We start from the raw sequence: 15741 nt of genomic DNA, 5'->3' as shown, positions 1-15741 counted from the left end.
CACTGAACCCACGCTTAAGCCACCTGAACGCCCGCTTAAGCCACCTGAAGACCGTTTCAGGAACGCATCGGATCGCGCCGACATAATGAACCGATGCGCCTGCTGCTGATCGAGGACGAGGAACGCTTCGCGGCCACGCTGAGCCACGGTCTCCGGGCCGACGGCTACGCGGTCGACGTCGCCCACGACGGCAGGCACGGCCTCGATCTCGCCCGGACGCACCCGTACGCGGCGGTGATCCTGGACATCATGCTGCCGGGGCTCAACGGCTACGCCGTCTGCGCCGAGCTGAGACGCGGCGGATCGACCGTCCCGATCCTCATGCTGACGGCCAAGAACGGCGAATACGACGAAGCGGAGGCGCTGGACACCGGCGCCGACGACTACATCGCCAAGCCGTTCTCGTACGTCGTGCTCGTCGCGAGGCTGCGCGCGCTGCTGCGGCGCGGCGGTGCGACCAGGCCGTCCACGCTCACGGTCGGCGATCTGTGGCTGGATCCGGCCGCCCGCAAGTGCCGCCGCGGCGCCGCGGACGTGACGTTGACGGCCAAGCAGTTCGCCGTCCTCGAATGCCTGGCACGGCGGCCGAACGAGGTGGTCTCCAAGACCGAGATCCTCGACGAGGTCTGGGACCAGCAGTTCGACGGCGACGTCAACATCGTCGAGGTGTACGTGCGCGCGTTGCGCCGCAAGCTCGACCTCCCGTTCGGCCGGGCCTCCATCCAGACCGTGCGCGGCGCGGGTTACCGCCTGGTGGCCGACGACTCCTGACCCCGGTCGTCGATGCCCGGCCATCTCACGAGGAGCCACCGATGCCCAAACCCTTTCGCTTGAGACCGGCGATGCCCAGGCCGTTCCGCTGGATCTTCTCTGTTCGGGCGAAGGCCGCCTTCGCCGCCGCGCTGGCGACGCTGCTCGTCTTCGGCGCGGGCGGCTGGTGGCTGCGCGACATGATCCGCCTCCAGTGGACGGATGAGGCGCGGGAGAAGGCCACCGCCGACGCCTCCACGCTCACGATCGCCGCGGAGACCGGGGAAGTCCCGGACGCGATCTTTAATGCCGAACTCGTCGTGGTGCTCGAGAACGGGACGTGGTTCGTTCACTGGAACGGCCCTCCCGGTGCGAAGGTGGTGGAGCCGGTACACCTGCGACCGCCCGTCGAAGGCCTGCTTCCCGACACCAGCTGGCACACCCGGACCGTCTCCTTCCCCGAAGCACTTCACAGCGACGGCAGAGAAAGCGCTGACGCCGCGATGGGGCCGGTCGAGGGAACGCACGATTTCGCGGTCGGGGTCACGCATCCCCTCCCGGCGAACCTCGTACGCACGTTCACCGGGCGGAAGGATCTACCTGGACAGCAACTGACCGTCTATTCGGCGATCCCGACCGAGAACACCGAGACCGCCGTCGCCACCGCCGACCAGTTCTTCCGGTGGGCGCTGCCGGTCGCGGTGGTGTTCGTCGGGGTGGTCGCCTGGCTGGTGACCGGACGGGCGCTGCGTCCGGTCGAGGCGATCCGTTCGAAGATGAACGAGATCGGCGCCCGCGCCACGGGCCAGCGGGTGCCCGTACCGGCCGGCGGCACCGAGATCACGCGGCTCGCCCGGACCACCAACGAGACCCTCGACCGGCTCGAACGCGCGTTGATCCAGCAGCGGCGGTTCGTCGCCGACGCGTCGCACGAGCTTCGGTCCCCGCTGGCCGGGCTCCGCAGCGCGTTGGAGATCCCGCTCGTTCACCCGGACGAGGCGGACTGGCAGGCCGTGGTCTCGTCCGCGCTGACCGACACCATCCGCCTGCAGAACCTCACCGATGACCTCTTGCTGCTGGCCTCCGACGCCCGGCCGTCGGCCGAGGCGGGCGAACATACCGACCTCGCGGACCTGGTCGAAGAGCAGGTCGCCGAGCGGATCGCCGAGGGGGCCGCGGCGCCGGCCGGCGGACCGGCGTTCATCGTCACCACCGCTGGTCCCGCCTTCGTCGCGGGAAGCGAGGTACGGCTCGGCCGGGTCGTCCGCAACCTGCTCGACAACGCCGCCCGGTACGCCCGCACGGAGGTCGTCGCGACGGTCACGGTAGAGCCCGGAACGTTGACGAAGGCAGAGACGACCGCACCCGAGGCGAGGAGTACGGCGCCCGAGGCCAGGACGGCCGCGCCCGAGGCTAGAAGTACCGCGCCCGAGGCCAGGACCCTCGCCGCGTCCAAGGCTAGGAGGGCCTCGTTCAAGGTCAGGAGGGCCTCGTCCAAAGGCAAGAGGGCCACGCCCGAGGCCAGGAGTGCCGCGTCCAAGACAAGGACGCTCACGTCGGAGGCCGGGACAGTCGTCCTGACGGTCACCGACGACGGGCCCGGCATTCCGGCGGCGGATCGCGAACGGGTCTTTGACCGCTTCGTCCGGCTCGACGCCGCGCGGGCGCGGGCGACAGGCGGTGCCGGGCTCGGCCTGACCATCGTCCGCGAAATCGTCGATGGCCTCGGCGGCACTGTGCATGCCACCGAGGCCATCGAAGGTGCGCGGTTCGTCGTGCGCCTGCCCGTCGCGAACGTCAGCCGCAGAAAGCCGTCTCCGCGGCCTTGTCCAGGTCGGCCTTGAACTTCGGGTCGGTCTCGAACGCCGAGCTGTTGTCGTTGTAGGTGATCACAGCCTGGCGCTTGCCGTCGGCGCTGGTGTACGTCCAGGTGCGGTAGCCGGGGAAGCCGCCGTCGTGGCCCCACGCGATGCCGCACGAGAACCGGGTCTTCACGACGCCGAGGCCGTAGTCCTGTGTCACGTCCCCGTCCGCGACCGGCCGGGTGTTCATCATCTCGCGCTGCAGACGCCGCGGAAGCAGCCGTCCCGTGAAGAGCGCCCGGTGGAACGTGGCGACATCGTCCACGGTCGAGATCACTCCGCCGGACGTCCACGCGCTCGACAGGCTGATCTCGGTGCTGACGTCGCCGTACGGGGCGAGGTAGCCGTGCACGTACGGCCCGGGGAAGGAACGGTCGACGGCCATCGAGGTGTGGCGCAACCCCAGGGGCCGGGCGATCCGTCGCTGGAACTCCTTGCCGACCGGACGGCCCGTCACCTTCTCGATGACCATTCCGGCGAGGATGTAGTTGGTGTTGGAGTAGCTGCCCTTGGCGCTCGGCGGGGTCTCCTGCGCCATGTCGACCAGTTCCTGCGGCTTCCATTCGCGGTGCGGGTCGGCCCAGACCCGGGGATCCAGCGAGTAGTCCTTGAGTCCGCTGGTGTGGCCGAGCAACTGGCGTAGGGTGATCTTCGATCCGTCGTTGCCGTGGCGCGTCACCGCGCCGGGCAGCCACTTGTCCACGGTGTCGTCGAGCGAGACGCGGCGCTCGGCGACCAGCCGCAGCAGGACCGTGCTGGTGAACGTCTTGGTGACGCTCGCGATCCGGAACCTCAGCCGCGCGTCCATCGGCTGCCCGGTCGCCTTGTCGGCGACGCCCGCGGTGACGTGCCTGACCTGCTTGCCACGGCGGCTCAGAACGATGACGCCCGGCTGCCCATCGGCCACAAGCCGTTCCGCCGCCGCCTGAAGCGATCGGGCGGGGGCCGCCGTAGCGCCGCCCGCCGAGGCAGCATCCCCACGGCCCGCGGAGGTGGTCCCAGCTTCAGCAGCGATTCGGGTGGAGACGAAGGCCCCAGCAGCGGAGGTGCTGCCGCCACCAGCGGCAGCGATCCCGGCGGAGGCCAAGCCCCCAGCGGAGCCGGAAGCGGCGGGGCCGGTGGCGGCGGATGCGGTGGGGGTGATTGCCAGCGCCGGGACGAGGGCGGCGGTGAGCGCTCCGGTCAGCGTGAGGGTCAGCACCGTGCGGCTGGGGTTGAACGACATGGGAGGCTCCTCGTTGATCAGCGTGTTCGTCGTCTCGCGTGATCAACTTTGGCCGGGGACGTCGCCGCGATGAATGGCCTTGAACACCGGAGCGGAGGTGTACCTATGTACACCCGTCACCCGGCGACCGCGGGGTTGGCGGCAGAGCCTTCGGTGCTCAGGAGGACGATCGTTCCGGCGTGGCCGGGAGCCAGTTCGGGACGGCGTTCGTGCGTCAAGGCCGCCCGTACGCCCGCCAGTGCCGCCGCGCCGCAGGGACCTGCGGGAACGCCGAGTTCCGCCAGGTCGCGAGCGGCCTGGGAGGCGGCGGCGTCGGTCACGGCCACCGCCGCGTCCAGACCCCCTTCCAGGTACGGCCACGCGAGGCTGGACGGGGTCGCGCAGTTGAGCCCGGCCATGATCGTCGAGCCGGTCTCGATGGTGGTCAGGTTGCCGAGGCCGAGGCTCGCCAGCACCGAGGCGGCCGTCTCGGGCTCGACGGACAGGAGCGTGGGTCCGCCCGTCCGGCTCCGGTAGTGGGCCACGGCGGCCTGGGCCAGCGAGCCGACGCCGACGGGCACGGCGACCAGTCCCGCCGGTCCGGCGCCGGCGGCGTCCAGTTGGGCGTCCACCTCGGCGAAGAGGGTGGCGTAGCCCTCGACCACCCACTGGGGCACCTGTTCGTAGCCCGGCCAGGCGGTGTCCTGGATGAGCAAGGCCGCGGGCTCGTCGGCCGAAGCGGCCGCTTCCCGTACCGCCTCGTCGTACGGACCGGCGACCTCCACGACCGTGGCCCCCTCGGCTTTGATCGCGGCCCGGGCCGCCGCGTGGACACCCTCGGGAACGAACACCTCAGCGTCCAGCCCCAGCAGCCCGGCCATGCGCGCGACGGCACGGCCGTGATTACCGTCGGTCGCGGTGACGAGGCGGACGGGCGGCAGGTCCGCGATCCGTTCACGCAGGCCGTCGAACGATAGGCGTCCGAGGCCGTGGTGATCGACGAGGCGGTGGCGATCCACGAGGGCGTGATGATCGACGAGACCATGGTGATCGACGAGGGCGTCGTGACCGGCGAGGTCGTGGTGATCGACGAGGGCGCGGTGGATCGCCCAGGACGCGCCGAGGATCTTGAACGCGGGAAGCCCGAAACGCGACGACTCGTCCTTCACGAACACCCGGCCGACCTGGAGCTCTTCGGCCAGAGCCGGAAGTTCGACGAGCGGAGTGGGCGCGTAGCCGGGCAGGCCGGCGTGGAAGTCGGCCACATCTGGCGGGGCGGCGGGGCTCGTCCAGGAGCGCGCCGCCGGGCGTGCCAGCCAGGTCGTCCGTGTGGGAGCGATGAGGAACGTCTGAGCCGTCATATGGCTTACGCTGCCCCAGCCTGATTCAATCAGTCTAGCGAAACTTTCTGAGCAATAACGTTCGGAAATACTGAAAGGTTGGTCGCCGGGTCATGCTCGACCTCCACCGTCTGCGGCTCCTCCGCGAACTCAAGCACCGGGGCACCCTGACCGCCGTCGCCGAAGCCCTCTCCTACAGCCCCTCCTCGATCTCGCAGCAGCTCGCCGTGCTGGAGAAGGAGGTCGGCGTCCCCCTCCTCGAACCGGTCGGCCGGCGCGTACGGCTCACCGAGCAGGCCGAGATCCTCGTCGTGCACACCGAGGCGGTCCTGGAGCAGCTCGAACGGGCGGAAGCCGAACTCGCCGCCTCCATGGCGGGGCTCACCGGGGTGATCCGAATCGCCACGTTCCAGACCGCCGCCATGGCCCTCGTCCCGACTGCGCTCACACTCCTGCGCGAGGCACATCCCGGGCTGCGCGTCCAGGTCACGCAGACCGAGCCGGAGACCGCCCTCCCCGCCCTGCTCGCCCGGGACTTCGACCTCGTCATCGCCGAGGAGTACCCCGGCAACCCGAATCCGCGGTACGAGGAGATCGAGCAGGCGGGCCTCTGCGAGGACGAGATCCGGCTCGCCGTCCCGAAGACGAAGGCACCGCCCGTCCCAAAGACGACGACACCAGCCGACCCGAAAACGAAGACACCAGCCGTCGCAACGACGAAGGCACCAGCCGCCTCGCCGCAAACCTTGGAGGGGCTGGCGGCTTTGGCGGAGCACCCGTGGGTGATGGAACCGCTGGGTACGGAGCCGCGGAAGTGGGCGACGATGCTGTGCCGTACCGCGGGATTCGAGCCTGACGTGCGCTTCGAGTCCAGCGACCTCCTCCTTCACGCGCGTCTCGTCGAGGAGGGGCACGCGGTGGCGCTGCTGCCGGACCTGGTCTGGTCCGGAGGACGGCCAGCGGACGGCGTCGTGTTGCGCTCGTTGCCCTCGGACCAGCGGCGCCGGCGCCTGACGACGGCGGTTCGCCGGGGCGGTGGGCAACATCCGGCCATCCGCGCCTACCGGGACGCGCTGCGGCGCACGGTGGAGGCGAATTCGCTGGCGAAATCCCTGGCTGAGGACCCCAACCCCTGAGGGGGTGATGCTGGGCCTAAGGGTGGTATGGGGGGGTTGGCTCCACCATGGTTGGGGGTTTTCCCCGATGGTGTGGGGAACACATGGTTGTCATCGTTGTCAGTAAGCGAAACGGGGCCATGGGACCCCGGCTTAAGGAAGAAGGCACGCGATGTCGACCACGCCATCTACGACCGCGTTGAGCATCTGCGACCTGGCCCGGCTTCTGTTCACCAGCCGGCTGCAGGCCTCCGAGCACCCCACCACCGAGCAGGTCCGCGCCGCCATCGACGAGCGTCTCTGTGCCTGGGGTGCCGACTGCGGCACCTGCCTGGCCTCGGTCGCGCAGGAGGCCGGCGACCACCCCGAGGCGTACGCCGCCCGCATGCGCTGGGCCCTGGACACCGTGACCCGCACATACCCGCACGCCTTGGCCCTGGCCTGAGTGCGCGCACCGGAATCTGAAGCCGACACAGAGGAGATGGGTCCAGATGGGTTCACGTTCACGCTCACGCTTCGCAGACCGGCCGGAAGAGATCGCCCCGCAGAGCCTCAGCGACCTGCTGTCGGCCGAGGGGTCCCTGAACGGGGCACACGGCGGCAACGGAAGCCGCCGGGGCAAGAGACGCCCGGCCATGACCTTGCGACGAGCAACCTAAAGCCACGAACGTCATTTCAACCGACGGCCGGCCCCTGAACCAGGGACCGGCCGTCATCACGTCCAGGGGCCGGGCCGCACCATGCACAGAACTCAGCTCTCGCCATGCACGGAACCCAGCCGTCACCATCTGCGGAACTCAGCCCTCGCCCTGCACGGAGCTCAGCCGTCGTCACGTCCAAGGATCAGCCGTCGCCATCTCCCAGGAACAGCCGTCGTCACATTCGGCCCTCAGCCCTCTCCCTCCAGGAGTCGGCGTCGCTATCGGGGACTCAGCCCTCGCCCAAGGACCGGCGGTGGTTACGTCCGGCCTAGACTGCGCACGGCCGCCTGGATCGCCGCTGGGTCTTCCTGCTGGACGAAGCGCATGTACCGGTCAGTTGCCTTTGGGGCCTTCGCGGCCACACTCATGAGCATGTCGCGGATCTGCCTGACGCCTGGGACGGTCGCCGACTCGCTGGCCAGGCGATATGCCTCGGCCAGTCTCCGCAGCCGTCCGGCCGTACGACGACGCCGCGCCTCGTACGCCGCCAAGGCGTTCTCGATCGTCGCTCCGGAGCGCGAGAGCTCTTCGGTGAGGGCGAAGGCGTCGAGGAGCGCGCTGTTCGCCCCTTGAGCGAGGTGCGGGGCCATCGCGTGGGCCGCGTCGCCGAGCAGGACGAGACGGCCGTCGACCCAGCGCCGGCAGGCGACGGTCTCGATCGGGGTGACGATCAGTTCGTCGAACGACTCGACGGCCGACAGCGCCTTGGCGCCGCCAGGAAGCATGGCCGCGCCGACTGCGCGCAGAGCGGGCAGGTCTCGGCGTTCCATGGCGTCCTTGGCCGGACCGCGTGACGCCGACAGCGCCAGGTACGACTCGCCACCGCCAACGGGAACGCCCATCGCGATGCCGTAAGCGCTCCAGAACTCGCCTACCTCGGGCGGGAACGGCTCGCCCTCGACAAGGGCCCTGATCGTCAGCCCCGGCGTCATCGAACGCCGCGCCCCGAAGTCGCCCGCGCCGCGCACCACCGAACCGATGCCGTCGGCGCCCACGATCAGATCGGCCTCCAGCGTCTCCCCACGATCGGCGGCCGCAGGACGGAGGTCGATGCGGCCGTCGCGGTGCGCGCCGACGACCTCGGTGCCGAAACGCACCTCGATACCCGGATCCGCCCGTACCGCCGCGTCCAGCACATCAAGCAGGTGGGCCCGCGTGACTCCGAGCGCGTGGTCGAGGCCGTCACCGAAGTCGGGCAGCGCCGCGTGCACGGTCCGGCGACGACTGCCGAGGCGCAGCCCACCGGAGGACGCGACGTACGCCCGCCCCTGGAGCGGATCTCGCAGTCCCAGCCCGTACAGGACGGCGAGCCCGTTGGGGAACAGCGCGATCGCGGCGCCGACGGGAGCGGGCTCGGCGACCCGTTCCACCAGCGTCACGCGGGCGCTGGCGCGGGACAGCAGCAAGGCCGCGGCCATCCCGCCGATGCCGCCGCCGACCACCGCGACACGAACGCCGGTCGTCACAGGCGGGTCTCTCAGTGAGAGGACTTCTTCTTCTTTTTCTTCTTCTTTTTGTCGCTGTCCGGTTCCCACTCGTAGCCGGGGGTGCCGTCCTCGCAGTATTTGTTCGCCACCTTGGTGTCGGTGGCGTCCTGCTCGCACCAGCGCTTCTCGGAGCACGCGCCCAGCCCGAGCCCGGCGACCAGAACGGTCCCGGCGAGGATGGCGGAACGGGCCTTGGACATGTCGGCCTCTTTCGGGGTTGGAGGACACCCTGTGAACCGGCAGAGGTTAGCGCAGATCGCCTGATCGGTGGCGTCGGGAGTGACGTCAGCAACCGAAGTCTCCCCTGCGCAAAAGCGAGATCCCGTTCGCACGGGCCGCACGTCGCCGCACCTGGTCGCTCGGCGGGCTTCTAGCCCGGACTGTGCTCTTGACCATTGGGAGTGAAACTATGCTGGCGACCGTGAGGGATGAGCCAGCGGTGGACGCCGCCGCCGAGATCCACCCGGCAGCCGCGGCTGAAGGCGCCCGGGAGTACCGGATCAACGAGCTGGCGGAGGCCGCGGAGGTCCCCGTTCGCACGCTGCGCTACTACCAGGAGCGCAAGCTGCTCCCCCCGCCGCGCCGCGAGGGACGAATCGGCCTCTACTCCGAGGATCATCTCGCCCGGCTACGCGTGATCGGCAACCTCCTCGAACGCGGGCACACGCTGGAGGGGATCCGCGAGCTGCTGTCGGCCTGGGAACAGGGCCATGACGTCGCCGCGGTGCTCGGCCTGGAGAAGACGGTCACCGAGCCGTGGTCGACGGAGACGCCTGTCACGATGTCGCTGGACGAGCTGGCGGAGCTCTTCCCGGGCGAAGTCCACCCGGAGGCCGTCGAACAGGCGGTCGCGCTCGGGCACATCGAGATCCACGGCGACCAGGTCACGCACTGGAGCAGCCGTCAGCTCGAATCGACCGTGGCGATCGTCCGGGCGGGGGTGCCGCTGACCGAGGTGCTCGCCATCAGCGAGCGGCTGCAGCGCAGCGTCGACGAGCTGGCGGACATGTTCGTCACCGTGATCATGAAGCATGTGGTCGGTCCGCTGAACGCCTCCGACCTGGCCGACCAGGAGCTCACCGACCTGACGGACACGCTCGCCCAGATCCGTCCGGGCGCCGAGCTCGCGGTCGAGGCCGGGTTCGCCAAGGCCATGGAACGCCGCGTCCGCCAGGAGATCGACCGGGTCTTCGGAGGCCTCGCCGCCACGCACCGGGACCCCGAAGAGCCGCAAGCCTGACTCCTCCGTCGCCCGACTTACCGAAGTCCGCGCCCGCGCCGCGTTCGTCGGGCCGCGCGCAGACCATTCGGTACGCAGTCGTTACGCCATCTCACTTGCCGCTCCGACCCCATCCGTCGCTACCGTGACTCAAATGCCACGAGGTGTTCGCCGGACTCTGTCCGCCACGCTACTTGCCGGGGCCGTCCTCCTCTCCTCAGCGGGATTTCCCGCGAACGCCGCCACACCGGCGGCCTCAGCCACGGTGGACGCAGCGGCGGCGGGCAACCCTTGCAAGTCGAAGACCAACCCGCGGCTCGCCAAGAACCTCGGCACCGCCATCCGCACCGCGTTGCGCGGCCGCACCGGCATCGAGTCGGTCGGCGTGTACGACCGCAAGCGGAAGATCGTGTGCACGGTGGACTCCGCGCGCCGCTATGACTCGGCGAGCGTCGTCAAGGCCACCATCCTGGGCGCGGTGCTCCGCCGGGCCATCGAGCAGAAGCGGCTGCTGAACTCCACCGAGAAGTCGCTCGCCTACAAGATGATCACGCGTTCCGACAACGAGGCCGCCTCGGCGCTGTGGCGCTCCGTCGGCCGGGCCCGCATGCAGCGGTTCCTCAAGCTGGCCGGGATGACGCAGACCAAGCTCGGCCCGGGCCGGTACTGGGGGCTGACGCAGATCACGGCCCGCGACGAGATCAAGTTCCTGAGCGTGCTGACCGCGCGCAACAAGGTCCTCACCGACAAGGCGCGACGGTACGAGCTGGGCCTGATGGCCAAGGTGGTCTCGTCGCAACGCTGGGGCACCCCCACGGGCCGCCCGTCCGGCGTGAGCTGGCACGTGAAGAACGGATGGTTGCCGCGGCACGGCCGTTACTGGCGTGTCCACAGCATCGGCAGCTTCTCCGGCCGCGGCGAGGACTACATGATCGTCGTCCTCACCCGCGACACCCCGTCCATGACGTACGGCATCCGCACCATCGAACGCGTCGCCCGCGCCGTCCACAGCCGCCTCAACCCGAACAAGCGCACGATGACGGTCGAGAGCGTCCCCGACGGAAGCTGGGAGACCTCCGACGGCTCCGTCCCGCCCAACCGCTGACCGCAGGCGCAGGCGCCGAGTCGGCGCAAGCGGACATGGGCCACCAGCGCAAGCGGACGTGGTCACCAGCACATGCGGATGACCACCAACGCGGAGCGGACGTTGCCCCACCGCCAAGCGGACGCGGACAGTGGCGCGAGCGGGTGATTACCGACGCGGAGTGGACGTCGGCACCAGCGTTGAGTGGATGTCGGCTCCGCCGCCGAGCGGACGTGAAGCACCACCGCGGGCGGACGTAAGTACCGACGCGGAGCAGATGTGAAGCCCCGCACGACCGGGCGGCCGCCGGAGGGGAATCCTTGGCGCGAACGTGGTCGCACGTGCGGATGTGACCACGTGCGGCGGTGTGGGGATGTTCTGGCGTTCTGTCGTAGGGGCTGCTCCATACTTGGTCGCATGGTCGACGATGAGCATTGGAAGGCTCGGTTCCGGGCCGCCCGGGTGAGCCTGCCCGGATGGGCGCGGAACGCGCCGCACCGGTCCACGTACCGGTCGAACGTGACGGGCACCTGGGAGATCTACGCCTGGGACCGCACGACCGGTGAACGGCGGCAGGTCACGGACAGGCCCAACGGGACCTGGATGGGCAGCGTCGACCCATCGGGCGAGTGGATCTGGTGGTTCGCCGACACCGACGGCGACGAGTTCGGCGTCTGGCAGCGGATACCGTTCGGCGGCGGTGACAGTTCGCCCGCGGTGCCGGGGCTGGAGCCGTCGTACCCGTCCGGGCTCGCACTGGGCGCCAGCGGGCTCGCAGTGATCGGCCGTTCCACCGAATCCGGCAACACCGTGCATCTGTGCCGTCCGGACGCGGCGCCGGAGACGCTGTACGAACACACCGAAGACGCGCACGTCGCGGCCCTGTCGCGCGACGAGAGCCTCATCGCGATCGGGCACAGCGAGCACGGCGACAGCCGTCACATGGCGCTGCGCGTCGTCCGCCCGGACGGCACCACGGTCGCCGATCTGTGGGACGGGCCCGGCAAGGGCCTCTACGGCGACTCGTTCGCGCCGGTCGCGGGCGACACGCGGCTGCTGGTCAACCACGAGCGGCGCGGCAAGGACGAACTCCTCATCTGGGACCCGGTCGCGGGCACCGAACACGAGATCGTCCTCGACCTGCCGGGCGAGGTCGGTGCGAGCTGGTACACCGACGGGTCGGCACTGCTGATCTCCCACTCGCACGAGGCGCGCGACGAGCTCTACCGCTACGACCTGGCGAGCGAGTCGCTGACCCGGATCGAGACGCCGCGCGGGGTGATCGGCGGGGCGAGCCCGCGGCCCGACGGAACCGTGGAGTTCTCGTGGTCCTCCGCCGCCGAGCCGCCGGTGATCCGTTCGACCTCGGGCGCGGTCGTGCTCACCCCGCCCGGCCCGCCCGCGCCGCCGTCCGTACCGGTGGAGGACGCGTGGGTGGAGGGCCCCGGCGGACGCATCCACGCGCTCATCAGCCGGCCCGCCACCGGCTCCGCGCCGTACCCGACGGTCTTCGACATCCACGGCGGCCCGACCGCGCAGGACGAGGACTCCTTCGCACCGGCCGCGGCGGCCTGGGTCGACCACGGTTTCGCCGTCGTCCACGTCAACTACCGGGGCTCGACCGGCTACGGCTCGCAGTGGCGGGACGCCATCGAGGGCCGCGTCGGGCTGACCGAGCTCGAAGACATCAAGGCCGTCCGCGACTGGACGGTGGAGACGGGCCTCGCCGATCCGGCCAAGATCGTCCTCACCGGCGGTTCGTGGGGCGGCTACCTGACGCTCCTCGGCATCGGCACCCAGCCCGACGACTGGTCGGTCGCGGTGGCGGCCGTGCCGGTCGCCGACTATGTCGCGGCGTACGAGGACGAGATGGAGGGGCTCCAGGCGTTCGACCGGTCGCTCTTCGGCGGCTCCCCGGCCGACGTACCGGACCTCTACCGGCAGTCGTCGCCGGTGACGTACGTCGAACAGGTCAAGGCACCGGTGCTGATCCTCGCCGGCGAGAACGACCCGCGCTGCCCGATCCGGCAGATCGACAACTACCTCGGCAGGCTTGCCGAACTCGGGCGCCCGCACGAGGTCTACCGCTACGACGCCGGACACGGCTCGCTGGTCGTCGAGGAGCGGATCAAGCAGATGGAAGCCGAGATGACCTTCGCCCGGAAGCATCTCGGGATGTCCTGATCTGTCCGGGGGCGGCAACGGCCGCCCCCGGACGCCCTCCCCCAGGTCGCGGTTTACGTGATCAACGAGAAGGGGATCTCTGAGTTCGCCCAGAGTTGAGCAAACACCAGCCGGAAGGACCAGAACCCCCCGGCGCCGTTGCCAGATGCTTCGGCGCAGCGCTCACAGAGATCAGGCCCGCGAGAGGGCTCCGAGCCGGGGGGAAACCTTGTCGAAGCAGGACGAGCCGTACCACCATCCCGAGCGCGACGCGCGCACGGAAGGACAGACCGGAAGCCACGCGTGTCGCGCCTGGCTTTCCATGCTGACCTGCACCGCCCTCGCGACCACCACGCTCACCGTGTGGACGACCGCGAGCAACACCGCATCGGCCGCCGAACAAGCCGGACCAACCGCCGAACACGCTCAACACGCCGCCACGCAGACCAGACCAGCCGCCAAACGCGCCGCCCAGGCCAGGCGCAGCGGACTGGCAGCCAAGGCCGCTGCGCGAACCCGACACAGCGCCACCCAAACCAGCCGAGCCGTTGAGGACGCCCACCACACCGCCGCGACGCGGCAGCAGACACACGCCGCGCAGGCTAGGCGGACCGTCGACCACGCCGCTCTAGCCAGGCGGCGCACCGCCGCGGCGCAGACCAGGCCAGCCGCTGAGCACGCAGTCCGGGCCAGGCCCGGTGCCGGGCAGCGCCCGGTGGCAGCTAGTGCCGCCACACAAGTCCGGCGCGGCGCCACGCAGGCCAGGCGAGCCGTTGAGCACGCTCAGCCCACCGTCGCACATGCCACGCGAATCGCCCGGGCCGTTGAGCGCACTGCGCCCGTCCGCCACATCGCCGCGACGCGGCGTCATACGCGCACGGCGCAGAACGGATGGGCCGTTGAGCATGCCGCTCCGGCCAGGCACGATGTCGGGCGTGCCCGGCACGTCGTCGAGTACGCCACGCACACCCGACACATTGGCCAGCGGCATGTCACCGCACGCAAAACGGGCAAGCGTCCCAGCGCCGCGTACGCGGGTTCGCCGCACACGCCGAGTTCTGTTCGCATGACGCAGCGAGTCGCTGAGAGGTCGCTGCGCGCGAACGGGATCGGATGGCACTCCAGCGGCGGCTGCAATGACCGCGACCGCGTCACCTGCACTTCGTTCGAGGGCATGCGGCGGGGGTCGATCGGCGGCCTCATCGACTTCAAGCAGGACAGCGGCTGCCGCCTCGTCGTCTCCGGCGGCACCGAACGCGGCCACGCCAAGGGGCGCTACAGCCATGCCAAGGGTTACAAGGTCGACGTGATACCTAGCCGCTGCACCGATCGCCACATCACGCGGCACTATCGCTACGTGGGCAAGCGCGGCGATGGCGCCGCACTCTACCGCTCACCGACCGCCGATGTGTACGCGAGGGAAGACAGCCACTGGGACATCACGTTCCGCTGAGCCTCACCGCACCGCCGTGGCCCGCAGCCGGACGCAGGCCACGGCGGCGCCCAACCACCACCGCGCCAACTCCGATCCGCCGGCCGCTGCAACGTGCGGCATTCTTCGAGCGCGACGCCACGAAACGACGTGCTCTGCCGGCTCGGCGCCCATCGCGGTGGACAGCCGCAGGCCAAGTCCCGTTCCTCCTCGGACAGACTCGGGCCTCTTGTCGACAACGGCGCGTCGTGGTGTGCAGGGCACGGCGGCGCGAAGGGGCGGATTGTGGACGTCGGCCAGGTTCCTGCGGTCGCCATCACTTGTCATTTCGAACGTCGGCCAGCATGTTTCGCCGGCTTCGCCTGAGCACGAACTTCCAGCCGGTCAAGCGCGGACTTCCCGCGGTCAGTCGTCTCGTCGGCCAGCCAGGGTGCTGATACTCAGCCAACCTTGCCTCGTTCGGTGCGTCCTATTGGCGTTGTCGCAGCAGGTAAAACCTGTCGGTGGAGAGGCCAGACGGCCGAGGTTCTCCGGGATTGGGATCTCAGCCGGTCAGGGCGCGGCCTCGACTGGGCAGGTGGATTTCGGCCGTCTGGGCGTCTGCCGGTCAGGTGGAGGTGGTCGTCAGGCGCGGACGTCGCGGATGACGTTGACCAGTTCGCGGGTGACGGACTTGAAGCCGGGGATGCGGGACATCGAGACCATCTTGTTGACCAGCGGAACGGTACGTTCCACCAGCAGGTAGGTCTTGCGGCAGCCGGGTGAGCTGTCGTGCACCCAGTAGAGGACGATGCCCATCGAGTAGAGCCAGAGGAGCTCCGGCAGTTCCTTGCGGAACTCGTCGTCGATCTTGAGGCTGGAACCGTCGACGACCTCGCGGTAGATCGCGACGGCGGCGGTACGGGCCGGGCCCGACTCGGCGCTGAACGGGTTGAGCGGGCTGGTCGGCTCGGCGGCGAACTTGAAGAACTTCCCGGCGAACTCGTGGTAGGGCACCATCGTGTCGACGCGGGCCTTGAGGACACCGAGGAGCCGGGGCGCGAAGTCGCGTTCGGCGTCCAGGACGGCGCGGCAGGCGGCGAGATGCTCGTCCTGGAGCTCGTCGTAGTACGCCTGGATCAGCTCTTCCTTGGAGCCGAAGTAGTAGTAGGCGTTGCCGACCGAGACGCCCGCCTCCTTGGCGATCGCCCGCATCGTCGTCGCTTCGTACCCGCGCTCGCGGAACAGCCGGAGCGCCGTCTCCACGATCAGCGCCCGGGTCTGCTCCGACTTCACGGCCTTGGTCTCGGTCACGTACGCCACCCTAAAGCGCGGATGCGCGGACTTGCGGAGTGTCAACTCTACGTGCGTCCACCGTCAGAACGGCACGTCGCGACGATCATGT

Annotated in this window: 13 protein-coding genes; 8 read left to right on the top strand and 5 right to left on the bottom strand. The window is 69.8% G+C overall.

All coding sequences use genetic code 11. The features are described 5' to 3' along the window. The first annotated feature begins 93 nt into the window (after positions 1-93). Positions 94-771, top strand: a complete 678-nt coding sequence (locus ACGFNU_RS04310) for a response regulator transcription factor (RefSeq protein ID WP_392590044.1) — start codon at positions 94-96, stop codon at positions 769-771. A gap of 41 nt (positions 772-812) precedes the next feature. Beyond that, positions 813-2594, top strand: a complete 1782-nt coding sequence (locus tag ACGFNU_RS04305) for an ATP-binding protein (RefSeq protein ID WP_392590042.1) — start codon at positions 813-815, stop codon at positions 2592-2594. On the opposite strand, the gene ACGFNU_RS04300 is transcribed toward ACGFNU_RS04305, so the two are convergent. Next, a complete protein-coding gene (locus tag ACGFNU_RS04300) occupies positions 2548-3837 on the bottom strand; it encodes a serine hydrolase domain-containing protein (RefSeq protein ID WP_392590040.1) in 1290 nt (429 codons plus the stop codon). The genes ACGFNU_RS04305 and ACGFNU_RS04300 overlap by 47 nt on opposite strands. Before the next feature lie 116 nt (positions 3838-3953). After that, the gene (locus tag ACGFNU_RS04295) at positions 3954-5177 is read right to left on the bottom strand and encodes a pyridoxal-phosphate dependent enzyme (protein ID WP_392590039.1); all 1224 of its coding nucleotides are present in this window, start codon (positions 5175-5177) and stop codon (positions 3954-3956) included. A 92-nt stretch (positions 5178-5269) separates the two neighbouring features. On the opposite strand from ACGFNU_RS04295, the gene ACGFNU_RS04290 reads away from it, so the two are divergent. Beyond that, complete coding sequence (locus ACGFNU_RS04290) at positions 5270-6292, top strand: LysR substrate-binding domain-containing protein (RefSeq protein WP_392590037.1); 1023 nt, start codon at positions 5270-5272, stop codon at positions 6290-6292. Positions 6293-6443: 151 nt separating this feature from the next. Then, complete coding sequence (locus tag ACGFNU_RS04285) at positions 6444-6716, top strand: hypothetical protein (RefSeq protein ID WP_392590036.1); 273 nt, start codon at positions 6444-6446, stop codon at positions 6714-6716. 513 nt (positions 6717-7229) lie between these two features. Here ACGFNU_RS04285 and ACGFNU_RS04280 read toward each other — a convergent pair. Then, complete coding sequence (locus ACGFNU_RS04280; protein WP_392590034.1) at positions 7230-8438, bottom strand: FAD-dependent oxidoreductase; 1209 nt, start codon at positions 8436-8438, stop codon at positions 7230-7232. Between the two features lie 11 nt (positions 8439-8449). Beyond that, the gene (locus tag ACGFNU_RS04275) at positions 8450-8659 is read right to left on the bottom strand and encodes a hypothetical protein (protein ID WP_392590033.1); all 210 of its coding nucleotides are present in this window, start codon (positions 8657-8659) and stop codon (positions 8450-8452) included. 221 nt (positions 8660-8880) lie between these two features. Between ACGFNU_RS04275 and ACGFNU_RS04270 the strand changes: the two genes are divergently transcribed. The 4 genes from ACGFNU_RS04270 to ACGFNU_RS04255 all read left to right on the top strand — a co-directional run bounded on the left by ACGFNU_RS04270 (position 8881) and on the right by ACGFNU_RS04255 (position 14378). Continuing rightward, positions 8881-9699 (top strand): MerR family transcriptional regulator, encoded by an 819-nt coding sequence (locus tag ACGFNU_RS04270; protein WP_392590031.1) that lies wholly within the window; start codon positions 8881-8883, stop codon positions 9697-9699. 133 nt (positions 9700-9832) lie between these two features. Continuing rightward, entirely contained in the window at positions 9833-10783 is a 951-nt protein-coding gene (locus tag ACGFNU_RS04265; RefSeq protein WP_392590030.1) for a serine hydrolase, read from the top strand. A 396-nt stretch (positions 10784-11179) separates the two neighbouring features. Continuing rightward, a complete protein-coding gene (locus tag ACGFNU_RS04260) occupies positions 11180-12946 on the top strand; it encodes a prolyl oligopeptidase family serine peptidase (protein WP_392590028.1) in 1767 nt (588 codons plus the stop codon). 208 nt (positions 12947-13154) lie between these two features. Beyond that, positions 13155-14378, top strand: coding sequence for a hypothetical protein (locus tag ACGFNU_RS04255; protein ID WP_392590026.1), 1224 nt, complete (start codon positions 13155-13157; stop codon positions 14376-14378). A 603-nt stretch (positions 14379-14981) separates the two neighbouring features. Here the strand turns inward: ACGFNU_RS04255 and ACGFNU_RS04250 are convergent. After that, positions 14982-15650, bottom strand: a complete 669-nt coding sequence (locus ACGFNU_RS04250; RefSeq protein ID WP_392590024.1) for a TetR/AcrR family transcriptional regulator — start codon at positions 15648-15650, stop codon at positions 14982-14984. Positions 15651-15741: the final 91 nt, after the last annotated feature.

Origin of the sequence: Spirillospora sp. NPDC048911 (assembly GCF_043198015.1) — a bacterium.
In the GTDB taxonomy this organism is placed as follows: Bacteria; Actinomycetota; Actinomycetes; order Streptosporangiales; family Streptosporangiaceae; genus Spirillospora.
This window is presented reverse-complemented; position numbering and strand designations above follow the sequence as displayed.

Bases quoted from the DNA above. Each gene is read 5' to 3' on its own strand.
- ACGFNU_RS04310 (WP_392590044.1), top strand. From the start codon at position 94: ATGCGCCTGCTGCTGATCGAGGACGAGGAACGCTTCGCGGCCACGCTG.
- ACGFNU_RS04305 (WP_392590042.1), top strand. From the start codon at position 813: ATGCCCAAACCCTTTCGCTTGAGACCGGCGATGCCCAGGCCGTTCCGC.
- ACGFNU_RS04300 (WP_392590040.1), bottom strand. From the start codon at position 3,837: ATGTCGTTCAACCCCAGCCGCACGGTGCTGACCCTCACGCTGACCGGA.
- ACGFNU_RS04295 (WP_392590039.1), bottom strand. From the start codon at position 5,177: ATGACGGCTCAGACGTTCCTCATCGCTCCCACACGGACGACCTGGCTG.
- ACGFNU_RS04290 (WP_392590037.1), top strand. From the start codon at position 5,270: ATGCTCGACCTCCACCGTCTGCGGCTCCTCCGCGAACTCAAGCACCGG.
- ACGFNU_RS04285 (WP_392590036.1), top strand. From the start codon at position 6,444: ATGTCGACCACGCCATCTACGACCGCGTTGAGCATCTGCGACCTGGCC.
- ACGFNU_RS04275 (WP_392590033.1), bottom strand. From the start codon at position 8,659: ATGTCCAAGGCCCGTTCCGCCATCCTCGCCGGGACCGTTCTGGTCGCC.
- ACGFNU_RS04265 (WP_392590030.1), top strand. From the start codon at position 9,833: ATGCCACGAGGTGTTCGCCGGACTCTGTCCGCCACGCTACTTGCCGGG.
- ACGFNU_RS04260 (WP_392590028.1), top strand. From the start codon at position 11,180: ATGGTCGACGATGAGCATTGGAAGGCTCGGTTCCGGGCCGCCCGGGTG.